Below are 12,544 nucleotides of genomic sequence, written 5' to 3' on the forward strand. Positions count from 1 at the left end.
AAAATAAATTTGCATAGCTTTGTTTTTAAAATACAATTTTATTTTTGCTTATTTTCATCGACATTTCAGAAAATCAGTCAAATAAGAATCAATAAGTTAAAGCATTACTCAATTGATTTGAGCCGAGTTTCAAATCTAGAAAATATATAAGAGAATATTTATGCAGAATTTTAAATTAAAACAAATCAGTCTATCTATCGCCCTACTGAGCAGTATCGCCTGTACAAGCTATCTTCCAATGCAAAGCTTTGCCAGTGAAACTAAGCCAGCTCAAAGTAGCAGTAACTCAACAAATACAACTGCTGCGTCAGAGAATTCAGAAGCCAGTCCTTTTGACAAACTCGCTTGGCAAGTGGGTCCAAAAACAGAACCTATTGCCAAAGTCGCAACACTAAAAACCCTTGAGGGCGAAGGATTTTTAGATGAAAAAAATTCAGATCAATTTTTAGAACTCACCGATAACTTAGCTACAGGCTCGACCAACATCTTGGTGGCAAAAGATCAAAACTGGTGGGCAACCTTTGATTTTGATGAATCTGGTTATATCAAAGATGATGAAAAAATAGATGCGGATGCATTATTAAAAACCATCAAAGATTCGGATGAGGCATCCAACGAAGTTCGCGCAGAACATGGCTTTGCCAAAATTCACACGGTTGGTTGGGCTGTACCGCCACATTATGACAACCAAACCAAACGCCTAGAATGGGCACTTAAAATCAGAGATGATCAAGGTGCTGAATCCATCAACTACACCATCCGTCTTTTAGGTCGAACTGGAGTAATGAACGCAACGCTGGTATCTGGAGAAGAAGAGCTTCAAAAAAATATTCAACAGTTTAAACAATCATTAACAGGCTTTGACTTTAATACAGGTCAAAAATACAGTGAATTCCGTGAAGGTGATAAAGTCGCAGAATACGGTTTAGCAGCCTTAATCACCGGTGGTGCTGTAGCCGTTGCGGCCAAAAAAGGCTTGTTTGCAACACTTCTAGTCTTTTTAGCCAAAATCTGGAAAATCGTTGCCATTGCAGTCGTTGCGCTATTGGGCGGTATCCGTTCTATCTTCAAACGTAAGAAAGATCCTCAATGACCAATATTCCTTTTGAATTTTGGGTAATACTCGGTCTGTTTGGATTATATTTATATGATTCAAGCAGGCTCGTACACTATAACCAAGTGTATTTTTTTCGAGGCTTCAAATCTAAGATAAGCGTGACAATTCCCGCAAAAACATTTAGCTTTTTTAAGCAATACCTCTTCCTTGTTCAAGCCTTACATTCGTATCGAATCGTATTTCAATCTCAGTGGAATTTAAACAATTCAAAGCAGCTGCCCCGTATAAATGAAACGAGTACAGATGAAACTGAACAAATCTTTGCTGCTATCCAAATTTTAAAGAAAATACAGATCATCAACTTATTTTCTTTTATTCTGACTTTATTGATTTTCCCTGTACTATTTTTGACAAAACAAAGCTATGTACTCCTGCTGATCACATTATTGTTTATCTATCTAGCCAATATTGTGCAAATTTTATATGTCTTCCGACACCGAAAAGCGCTCAATATTTCCAAAAAGCTTTATCTATCATTATTGGTCGATGCGTTGTTTTGCCCACCTTTTGCTTTAAATGTCATCCAAAAAATAAGTTTAAATATTGCGCTTAAAACAGATGCAATCGTGTTAGCTGAAATACTGTTAAAACAAGATGATTTGTATCATTTTAGCCAAGATCTTTATGAGCAAATTGAGGAACTTAAACAAATTGAGAGCAAAACTGATAGCCCTCAATACCTGCAACTCGAACAGATTCAGCAACGCTTAAAGCATCTAGAAAATCACTCAAAAATTGACCAGTCCGTCTAAACTTTAAAGTTGCGGTTTTTATTTCATTTTTTGACAAAATTGAATATTTATTCACCAAAATTTAAATATTGATATAAATCAAATCAATTAGAGCTTTTTATACTTTTCAAAGCAAACTAGATATGATATTTATAATTTCATCATCTAATTTTTTTAGAGCTTTTACTCTAAAAAAATTTTCATTTTCATATAGGGTCTGTTGACATTTGTTGCCTAAAAAAATAGCGAGATAGTAAAATTAAATCGCCAAACCCAATTTTACCCCCGCTATGCCTCGTACAATGCTGAATGATCAACACTGGTCTAAGTTACTTTCTATTTTCCGTCACTTTAATATTTATCTCAAACTAAATTTAAGAAATTTTATCGAAGCTATTCTATTTCGTATCAGAACAGGTTGTCCTTGGAGAGATTTACCTCAAGAATTTGGTAAGCCAAACTCTATCTTTAAGAAATACAATCGTTGGTCTAAAAATGATAAGTTTATGAATATTTTTAAATTATTTAGTAAACATGCTGATAAAGAATGGATATTTATTGATGGTAGCCACGTACGGGCACACCAGCATTCTTCAGGTATTAATAATCAAGATATTTCCAAAAGTATCGGTGGTAATAGTTCAAAAATACATTTAGCAGTTGATTCTAATGGTAATCCCATTGAGTTTATTATTTCAGATGGAACTTCCCATGATATTAAGATAGCCCCTGATCTGGTATCAAAATTAGATTTAACTGAATCAGAAATATTATGTGCTGATAAAGGTTATGACTCAGACAACTTCAGGACTCAAATTGAGCAAACAAAAACTAAGTCAAATATTCCTAGAAAATCAAACACTAAGTCTAACAATGATCATATGGATTGGCATATCTATAAAATCAGGCACTTAGTTGAGAATTCATTCTGTAGGTTAAAACAATTTAGAGGAATTTCAACTCGATATGACAAGCTAAAGCGTAATTATCAAAGTGCTGTCGCTCTTGCTTGTATATTTATTTGGTTACCATTGTAGGTTAAGTTCCATACTGCAAATGTCAACACACCCTAGTTAACGCTGGCTTTTTTGTGATTTTAGCCTAATAATTCCACCCCGATCACAGTACATATTTTATACATCTTAGACATCCAGATAAATTTCATCTCAATTTGATTTTTCATATGACCAGGGAACTCACATGAATCAAAAATTAGAACAACTTTTCAATCAAAAAGTAAGAGACAAAACTGTCTTAATCACAGGTGCTTCTAGCGGTATCGGTTTAACGGTTGCAAAGAAAATTGCTGAAGCTGGCGCACATGTCCTACTCGTTGCACGTACCGAAGAAACCTTAAAAGAAGTCCAAGCCGAAATCGAAAGCACGGGCGGGAAAGCTTCTATTTTCCCATGTGATCTCAATGACATGGATGCAATTGATGAGGTTTCGAAAAAAATCTTAGCTTCAGTTGATCATATTGATATTTTGATCAATAACGCAGGTCGTTCTATTCGTCGTGCGGTACATGAATCCATTGATCGTTTTCATGATTTTGAACGTACGATGCAACTCAATTATTTCGGTGCAGTACGCCTTGTTTTAAATATTTTGCCGCAAATGATGATGCGTAAAGATGGTCAGATCATCAATATTAGCTCTATCGGTGTGTTGGCAAATGCAACTCGCTTCTCTGCTTATGTTGCCTCAAAAGCTGCGTTAGATGCGTTTAGCCGTTGTTTGGCTGCTGAAGCACATGCGCATAAAATTGCGATTACGTCGATCTATATGCCTTTAGTGCGCACACCAATGATCGCGCCAACCAAAATTTATAAATACGTACCAACTTTGTCACCTGAACAAGCTGCGGATTTGATTGCTTATGCGATCGTTAAACGTCCAAAGAAAATCGCGACAACGCTGGGCCGCCTTGCTTCAATCACCTACTCTATCGCTCCTGATATCAACAATAAACTGATGTCTATTGGCTATAATTTATTCCCTAGCTCATCGGCATCAGTCGGTAAACAGGAAAAATTAAATTGGGTACAACGTGCCTATGCAAGATTGTTCCCTGGCGAACATTGGTAATACAAAAAATAGCCTCCTTCGGGAGGCTATTTATTTACATCAAGTTTAGATTATCCTATGGTAATCACTCGAAATATCATCGAGAACAGCCATGAAACTGATCTCTATTATAAAAATCTTATGCTTTGCTATAGCCGCAATCTATCTGTTTGGATTGATTCAAGATGCTTATCGAAATGTCCTTGAACCTCTCAATGCTCTTGGCAATATCGGGATGATCTTGGTCTTGATTGAAATGGGGACGATCCTCGATCAAGATCACGAAACGCATAAACTGACGTATAAAACGCTATTTTTTTCACAAGTTATTGAGTTATCTTTTATAGATAAAATTGCCTTAGTGTTGGGGCGCTTAGGTATGATGATGATTGTTTTAAGTTGTTTTTATGGGCTAAAAGCACGTTAAAGATTTTCTAAAATCAATAATTTTTGTTTTAGAATATCTTTCAACCAAACTATAAAATCTTGAAAATATTGTGGTCGATATTTTCGGTCTAAAAACAACATTTGAATAGGGACTTCTTGCGGTTCTATATTTTGAAAAATATCAACCAAATGATTATTTTGTAAATATAAATAAGCATCATATTCTGGAATTTGAATTATTCCCAACCCTGCTAATCCCGCTTGCAAATATGCTTCTGAATTTTCAACTACAACTAAATATGGAACTTTCACATTATTTTTTTTAAAATGCAGCGTTGCTAAATCACTTTGTATTTTTCCAACCCTATATTCAACAGCAATATGAGTTTCTAAATCACTTACATCTCGTGGTAAACCATAATGATCTATATAATTTGGAGAAGCATAGGTTTTTATTTTTACATTCCCAATATTTCGACTAATTAAATATTCATCCTGTACATTTCCAACCCGAACAACACAATCCAACTGTTCATTCATCAAATGTGAGTAATGATCTTGGCTATTCAGAGAAATTTGAATATCAGGATAATTCTTATAATATTCATTTAAACAAGGTAATAAAATCTGAGTAGCAATACGTTGTGGCATTCCAATACTAATTTTTCCACCACTCTTTTTACTCATCGTTTTAAATCGATTTAGATCTTTAAGATTTTTAATAAGATATTGCGCTTCCTCATAAAAATCCTGACCAACATGTGTAAGAGAAACGCTTCTTGTTGTTCTATAAAATAGTAATACTTCATATTCTTTTTCTAAAGTCTGAATCGCATAAGTAATTGTTGATCTAGGTAAATTTAATAGTTTAGCAACTTGGCTAAAGGACTTATTTTCTGCGACCAAACAAAATACTTTAAGACGTTCTATTTTATCCATACACACCATTATTCTAATTTTTCAAACAATCTATTCAATTATGCTTGCTATTTAATACAAATCCAACCAAGTAGAATAAATATTGTACAAAATCTCAAAATTAGGGTAACAACAATGTCAAATTATGATTTAAAAAATAAAACAGTCATCATTACTGGTGGGGCTAAAAACCTCGGAGGACTTATTTCAAGAAAGTTTGCTGAACAAGGTGCGAATCTAGTCATTCACTACAATAGTGAATCTTCAAAATCAGATGCAGAAAAAACCCTAGAAGAAGTACGAAAGCTAGGTATAAAAGCCATTATTGTCCAAGCAGATTTATCTGATATTTCTAAAATTGATCAATTATTTACTTTAGCGAAACAAGAATTTGGTGGTATAGATATTGCAATTAATACTGTTGGAAAAGTTTTAAAAAAACCATTTTTAGATACAACTGAAACAGAATTCGATGTTATGAGCGATATCAATTCAAAAATTGCATATTTCTTTATCCAATCTGCAGGGAAACATCTTAATGATCATGGAAAAATTTGCACTATAGTTACTAGCCTTTTAGCAGCTTATACAGGTTTATATTCTACTTATGAAGGTTTAAAAGCACCTGTTGAACATTACACTCGTGCCGCTTCAAAAGAATTCGGTGAACGTGGAATTTCTGTAACAGCTGTTGCTCCGGGCCCAATGGATACTCCATTCTTCTATGGACAAGAATCAAGTGATGCAGTTGCTTATCATAAATCAGCATCCGCGCTTGGTGGTCTGACAAAGATTGAAGATATTGAACCCCTAATCCGTTTTTTAGTGACCGACGGCTGGTGGATTACTGGGCAAACCATTTTTGCCAATGGTGGCTATACGACCAGATAATAAAAAGGGCGATTGTTATCGCCCTTTTTTCAAAATTTTAAAGCTTATTTAGAACCTTTAATCCCAGCTTGTAATAACAATGCGCCGAAACCACCAATTTTATTTTCTTGAGGTTTCTTGTCTTGAGGTTTGTTATGACCTTGACGTGCTGCTTTGTCTTTATTGTCATGATTTGGACGAGCGCCTTGTGGACGTTTAGCTTGTGGCTTACGTTCAGTACGTTGCTCAGCGTTATTTTCACGACGTGGTTTATGCTGTGCTTTAGGTGCTTCTGAACCTTCAGGACGCATAGACAAATTGACACGATTACGTTCTGCATCAACCTGAATCACACGTACTTGTACGATTTGACCCGGTTTAACCACTTTATGTGGATCAGATACAAATTCGTTTGCAAGCTCTGAAATATGTACCAAACCGTCTTGGTGTACACCGATGTCAACGAATGCACCAAAGTTTGTGACATTGGTAATCACGCCTTCAAGTTGCAAGCCTTCTGACAATTGTGAAACTTCAGTAATGTCATCACGGAACTTCGCTGTACGGAACTCTGGACGTGGATCACGCCCTGGTTTTTCAAGTTCGCTCAGTACATCTTGAACAGTCGGTAGACCGAAGTTGTCATCTACAAATTCTTCAGCTTTCACTTGGCGAATAATTTCAGTATTGCCAATGATGTCTTTTACAGTCGTTGCTTTTGCTTCAACGATTTTTTCAACCAAGCCGTAACTTTCTGGGTGAACTGCTGATGCATCAAGCGGTTCAGAACCTTCTTGGATACGTAAGAAACCTGCTGCTTGTTCAAAAGTACGATCACCTAAACGTGGTACTTTTTTCAATGCTTGACGGTTATCAAAACGACCATTTTCCTTACGGAACTCAACGATTTGCTGAGCGATCGATTTGTTCAAGCCTGCGATATAAGCCAAAATTGCAGGAGATGCAGTATTTACATCAACACCAACCGCATTCACACAGTCTTCAACGACCGCATCAAGGGTTTTGGCTAAGCCAGTTTGGTTTACATCATGTTGATATTGACCTACACCAATAGACTTAGGATCAATTTTCACAAGTTCAGCAAGTGGATCTTGTAAACGACGTGCAATCGAAACAGCACCACGAATCGAAACATCAAGTTCAGGTAATTCGTTTGAGGCAAGTTCTGAAGCTGAATAAACTGATGCACCTGCTTCACTTACAGTCACACGAGTCAATTTCAAATCAGTGTTTTGTGCCATCATTTCTGATACCACAGCTTCTGTTTCACGACTTGCAGTACCGTTACCGATAGCAATCAATTCCACATTGTATTCACGGCAAAGACGCGCAAGCTCTGCGATTGAGCCTTCTTTATCTTCTTTTGGTGCAAATGGGTAAATCGTGCTATGTGCAAGTACATCACCTGCATTTGACACCACTGCCAATTTCACACCAGTACGGATGCCAGGATCGACACCTAAAGTAGTACGTGAACCTGCAGGCGCAGAAAGCAATAAATGACGTAAGTTTTCAGCGAAAACTTGCATTGCTTCAGCTTCAGCAGTCAGACGTTTTTCAGTCAACAATGAATGTTCGATTGTTGGGCGTACTTTGCCTAACCAGAACAATTTTGCTGTTTGTTTTAAGAAATCTTGACGAGATTGAGGCTCAATCGTTGCAAGATCATATTCTGTTTCGATACGTGCAAGCGGTGCATCATCTTCACCATCGACTTTTAAGCCGAGTACATTTTCTTGGCGACCACGAAGCATTGCCAATAAACGATGTGAAGGAACTTTATTTAAATTTTCAGAAAAATCGAAGTAATCACGGAATTTTTTACCGACTTCTTTTTTCTCATCACTTGCCACTAAACTTTTTAAAGTCGCAGTTTTAGCAAATGTCGCTTTTAATTCTGTAGTCAAAGCAATATTTTGCGCCCAGTCATCAATAATGATATGACCAATTGCATCTAATTGACTTTCAAGATCAGGATAATCTTCGTGGTTAAATCCTGCCAAAGCTTCAGCTGGATCAACATTTTCAGACAAAATTTTATCGCTGATTGGCCCCAAACCTGCTTCTTTTGCTTTAAATGATTTGCTGGTACGTTTTGGACGATACGGCGCATAAATTTCTTCTAGCGCATTTTTTGTCGCTGCCGAATTTACACGTGCCAATAAATCATCAGACAATTTATTTTGTTCTTTCAGTGATTCAATCACTTTTTCACGACGTTCATATAAATCACGTAAATATGATAAGCGCGTGTCCAATTGGCGTAACTGCGTATCGTCTAAGCCTTCGGTTACTTCTTTACGGTAACGTGCAATAAATGGAACACTGGCACCTTCGTCAATCAGCTTGATGGCAGCTTCTACTTGGTTTGGACGTACGGCAAGCTCACTTGCCAACTGCTGAACTAAGTCAGTCATCGTGTTTAATTCCACAGGATAAGGACTAAAAGTTAGTGATTATAAAGACCAAGACTATAAAATCCACATTTGTTTTACATATTCCCAATGAAAAAATTGATAAAAGTCTAAAAATTTGAAATTTTCATTATCAATATCGAAAATATTTCAGCCCTTTTCGATGTAAAACATAGGAGTAAATGGATACTTCAATCCCTTGCTCTTTAAAATCGCCATTTCTTACAAAAAATAAAACACGCAAATACTACACCAAAGTGTTTAGAAAATGCGCTATTTAATAGAATAATTATAAAACTTTAATGTTGTATGACGATAAATAGGTTTTCGAATCAAAATGCCAATAGCAAAACAAAAAAAATAGCATTAGAGATTTGTAAACTGACGATAAAATACACTATTTCTCATGATTTTTCTCTAAATGGAGAATAAATCTACAAAACAAATGTTTAAGGGGGATTTTAACGTAAACTTAATTTGTCAGCTGATAAATTCTCAGTTATAAACAAAGAGATATTCCAATGACTGAAACATGTTGTGTTTTGGTTTAAAAACAAAGCTAAAATTGTAATTTTGAGCAATTTGATACATAGTCTTAACAAGAACTTAGGCATTATACTCAAGATCATTGAATATTTATAAATTACGACATTAATTAAGGGAGTGCATCATGAGTTTAGTTGTACCTGCTGAAAATACAGATGTAGTACAAAATGAAACTGATCGAGTCGAACGCATTTTAGTCGTCGATGATGATGTGCGTTTACGTACCCTTTTGCAGCGTTTTTTGGAAGATAAAGGCTTTGTGGTGAAAACTGCCCACGATGCAACACAAATGGATCGTTTGTTGCAGCGCGAATTATTTTCACTCATCGTGCTAGATTTCATGCTTCCTGTAGAAGATGGTTTAAGTATCTGCCGACGTTTACGCCAATCGAATATCGATACACCAATCATTATGCTTACAGCACGTGGCAGCGATTCAGATCGTATTGCTGGGCTTGAAGCAGGCGCGGACGACTATTTACCAAAACCATTTAACCCAAATGAGTTGCTTGCACGTATTCGTGCTGTACTTCGTCGCCAAGTGCGTGAAGTTCCGGGCGCACCAAGTCAACAAGTTGAAGTGGTCTCTTTTGGTCCATGGGCGCTCGACTTGTCTACGCGTACTTTGACTCGTGAAGGTCAAGTGGTCACATTGACCACAGGCGAATTTGCCGTACTCAAAGCGTTAGTACAGCATCCTCGTGAACCGCTCACCCGCGACAAACTCATGAATCTTGCTCGTGGCCGTGAATGGGGTGCAATGGAACGTTCGATTGACGTACAAGTTTCACGTTTACGTCGTTTGATTGAGGAAAATCCTGCACGCGCTCGCTACATCCAAACGGTTTGGGGTGTAGGTTATGTATTTGTTCCAGATGGTGCTGAATAATTCAGCCCATCTCTTAAAATCTGAACAAATATAGGGATAAATGTGAAATTAGAGCCCGTAGATCCACAAGAATTTACCGACTATGTCGCATATTCTGAAAAGAAACGTACACCTTGGGAGAGATTTTTAGACAAAATCAAACCTCGGTCAGCGGCAATGCGTACTGCGGTTTTGGTGATTTTCATTGTGTTCATCTGCTGGTTCACTACGCTTTGGTTTTTTTGGCGAACTTTATATTTGCCAGAACTACAGCAACATGCCCGTTATCTCGCGATTGAACTTGAGATCATTCACAATCCAAATTTAAAAGTCATGCATAATGATACTGAGCTGGATGTCGATCAATGGCTTAAAAATCGCATGGGTATCGAATATGTGACCAATCCCAAAGATTTTCCTGATGTAAAAGACAAGTTGATCGCAGACTACATTACTGGCCATATCGAAAAGAGACTGGCACAGGAAATGAATTATAAAGATGTGACGGTTTATTTTAAATTTAAGCCCACACCAATGATCTGGATTCAAACCCCTGAAATGCATGGCAATTGGGTACGTGAGCCTTTAAAAACCTATGCCAATTATAGTGTTGAGTTGGTTTTTGGCTGGTTACTCGGCGTTCCAATTTTAGCATTTGCGATTATTTTAACCTTGGTTCGACAGCTCAACCGTCCACTTCGTCGTCTGCAAAACGCAGCCAATAGCTATACCAAAACAGGCAAAGCACCGTATCTTGAAACAAACCACGGTCCCCAAGAAATCCGTGAAGTTAACCAAGCATTCAATCGCATGGTTTATACACTTGAGCAGACTGAGCGTGACCGTAGAATCATGCTGGCGGGTATTTCTCATGACTTGCGTACCCCGCTGACCCGTATTCGTCTCAGTGCTGAAATGATGCCTGATGATGATTTCCTCAAAGAAGGTGTGATCTATGATGTCGATGATATGGATGCGATTTTAAATCAATTCATTTCATTTATGCGTGATGGCTCTGATGAAGACTTGCAAGACACCAATATCAATAGTTTATTGCAAGAATTAGTTATCCAGTTTAAGCCGCTGGACATTTGTTTTGAGCCTAAAGAATTACCTTTGATCCCTGCTCGTACATTGTCATTAAAACGCTTAATCGGCAATCTAATCAATAATTCAAAACGCTATGGCTCTGAACCCATCGAACTTGATGCTTATGTCAAAGACGACCACCTGATGATTAGTGTTGCTGACAACGGGGAAGGCATCCCTGAGCATCAAATCGAAGAACTTATGCAACCTTTTGTACGCGGCGATGCAGCTCGAACCGTGCAAGGAAGTGGCTTAGGCTTAGCGATCGTAAAACGTATCGTGGACATCCATCAGGGTGAACTACTGATCCACAATCGCCCGCAAGGTGGTTTAGAAGCCATCATTTCGCTTCCTTTGAGCCAAGAAAAACCTGAAGATCCAACACCAAGCAATCCTTTAGAAAAAATTAGACAAACTTTGAGTGAGCGCTTCGATTCCCGATAAAAAATGCTCTTCAAAACTCCCCTTCTATTTGTCTGAGAAAGCATTTATACAGGTGCTGCTTTTATCATGGTTCTAATCATATAAAGTTACCTATTTTTTGGGGATAAGCTTTACATTTTGTGCAATTTTTTTTAAGTTAAATCTATGGCTTAGTATAAATTTAACTCCCAAGTTTACAGCCCTAAATATAAAGACATTTAGGTCTTTAACCGATCAAATTTACTGCTAACCATTTTACTTTTGGATAATTTTTTTGGTGTTTTGATTAATGTTTATTTTATTAATCAGCCATCGCTTTGTGTATCAACTGAATTTGGGGAAATGAGCTTATATTTTATTTTTTTAAATTGTAAATCAAAGTTTTAATATTAATAAAAGCCACTCCATCTACAAATTTAGAAGATCCACTATTTTATATAAGGTGATCTTATGAACCTTGAACATTCAATACAAAAGCTCAATCAAATTTTCGCTGTGCATGAATTAAAAGCATTTCAACAACCACTTGCAACACCTGAAGAAATTGCTGAATTAGAACATTTGTCAAATCGCCCTTTTCCTCAAGAATTTAAACGTTTTTATTTAGAATATGGCGGTGTTGGCTACCTAGATGAAGGTGTAAGAGATACGGGCATGACCATTCGGCTCTTGCCTGCTCGCTTGCTAATTTTGGCTTTACAAGACTCAAGAAAATATTTACGTCTAAACTCACTGGGTATCATCGATTGGTTACGTTACCAATATGATAATGACCTCTCTAAACTCAATGAAAAAAGCTTGGCGTTTAATCAGTTAAATCAAAAATATATCGGACTTGGATTACGCCAATATGATCATGAATCTGCACGACATTTGTATATCGATGAGCAAGGTAAATTTGGCATTATCAACTTCCATCAAGATGCTTATAACACGCTTTGGGAAGATTATTTGACGCCGATGCTCAGCCAAAGTCCAGCAAATATGTCTTTGGAAGAGGCTTTGATTGAGCTTTTGGAAAATTCTGAAGCTCCAACAGCACTCTAATTTTTAAATTTTTCTATATGGGAAAATGAGTAAAAATTGTATTTTT

11 protein-coding genes are annotated in these 12,544 nt (G+C 36.9%); 9 read left to right on the plus strand and 2 right to left on the minus strand.

The features are described from left to right. Positions 1-160: 160 nt before the first annotated feature. The 5 genes from F960_RS19020 to F960_RS19040 all read left to right on the plus strand — a co-directional run bounded on the left by F960_RS19020 (position 161) and on the right by F960_RS19040 (position 4,342). A complete protein-coding gene (locus tag F960_RS19020) occupies positions 161-1,093 on the plus strand; it encodes a DUF2167 domain-containing protein (RefSeq protein WP_004869894.1) in 933 nt (310 codons plus the stop codon). A 122-nt stretch (positions 1,094-1,215) separates the two neighbouring features. Next, positions 1,216-1,869, plus strand: coding sequence for a hypothetical protein (locus F960_RS19025; protein WP_154650783.1), 654 nt, complete (start codon positions 1,216-1,218; stop codon positions 1,867-1,869). Between the two features lie 269 nt (positions 1,870-2,138). Further along, positions 2,139-2,885 carry an IS5 family transposase gene (locus F960_RS19030; protein WP_004855273.1) on the plus strand — a complete coding sequence of 249 codons (747 nt, stop codon included), beginning with the start codon at positions 2,139-2,141 and terminating at the stop codon, positions 2,883-2,885. A 163-nt stretch (positions 2,886-3,048) separates the two neighbouring features. After that, the gene (locus F960_RS19035; protein WP_004869897.1) at positions 3,049-3,936 is read left to right on the plus strand and encodes an SDR family NAD(P)-dependent oxidoreductase; all 888 of its coding nucleotides are present in this window, start codon (positions 3,049-3,051) and stop codon (positions 3,934-3,936) included. A 91-nt stretch (positions 3,937-4,027) separates the two neighbouring features. Next, on the plus strand, positions 4,028-4,342 hold the full coding sequence (locus tag F960_RS19040) for a hypothetical protein (RefSeq protein WP_004869899.1): 315 nt from the start codon (positions 4,028-4,030) through the stop codon (positions 4,340-4,342). On the opposite strand, the gene F960_RS19045 is transcribed toward F960_RS19040, so the two are convergent. Beyond that, positions 4,339-5,241 (minus strand): LysR substrate-binding domain-containing protein, encoded by a 903-nt coding sequence (locus F960_RS19045; RefSeq protein ID WP_020846641.1) that lies wholly within the window; start codon positions 5,239-5,241, stop codon positions 4,339-4,341. The genes F960_RS19040 and F960_RS19045 overlap by 4 nt on opposite strands. Positions 5,242-5,355: 114 nt before the next feature. On the opposite strand from F960_RS19045, the gene F960_RS19050 reads away from it, so the two are divergent. Further along, positions 5,356-6,111, plus strand: coding sequence for an SDR family oxidoreductase (locus tag F960_RS19050; protein WP_004869904.1), 756 nt, complete (start codon positions 5,356-5,358; stop codon positions 6,109-6,111). A gap of 44 nt (positions 6,112-6,155) precedes the next feature. On the opposite strand, the gene F960_RS19055 is transcribed toward F960_RS19050, so the two are convergent. Beyond that, positions 6,156-8,528 carry a Tex family protein gene (locus F960_RS19055; RefSeq protein WP_004869906.1) on the minus strand — a complete coding sequence of 791 codons (2,373 nt, stop codon included), beginning with the start codon at positions 8,526-8,528 and terminating at the stop codon, positions 6,156-6,158. Between the two features lie 667 nt (positions 8,529-9,195). Between F960_RS19055 and ompR the strand changes: the two genes are divergently transcribed. The 3 genes from ompR (at position 9,196) to F960_RS19070 (ending at position 12,498) form a co-directional block, all read left to right on the plus strand. Then, positions 9,196-9,960, plus strand: a complete 765-nt coding sequence (gene ompR, locus F960_RS19060) for an osmolarity response regulator transcription factor OmpR (protein ID WP_004869908.1) — start codon at positions 9,196-9,198, stop codon at positions 9,958-9,960. Positions 9,961-10,002: 42 nt separating this feature from the next. Further along, positions 10,003-11,472, plus strand: coding sequence for an ATP-binding protein (locus tag F960_RS19065; RefSeq protein WP_004869910.1), 1,470 nt, complete (start codon positions 10,003-10,005; stop codon positions 11,470-11,472). A 429-nt stretch (positions 11,473-11,901) separates the two neighbouring features. Continuing rightward, positions 11,902-12,498 (plus strand): SMI1/KNR4 family protein, encoded by a 597-nt coding sequence (locus F960_RS19070; protein ID WP_004869911.1) that lies wholly within the window; start codon positions 11,902-11,904, stop codon positions 12,496-12,498. Positions 12,499-12,544 lie beyond the last annotated feature (46 nt).

The sequence above is a fragment of the Acinetobacter gerneri DSM 14967 = CIP 107464 = MTCC 9824 genome, from assembly GCF_000368565.1.
Taxonomy (GTDB): domain Bacteria; phylum Pseudomonadota; class Gammaproteobacteria; order Pseudomonadales; family Moraxellaceae; genus Acinetobacter; species Acinetobacter gerneri.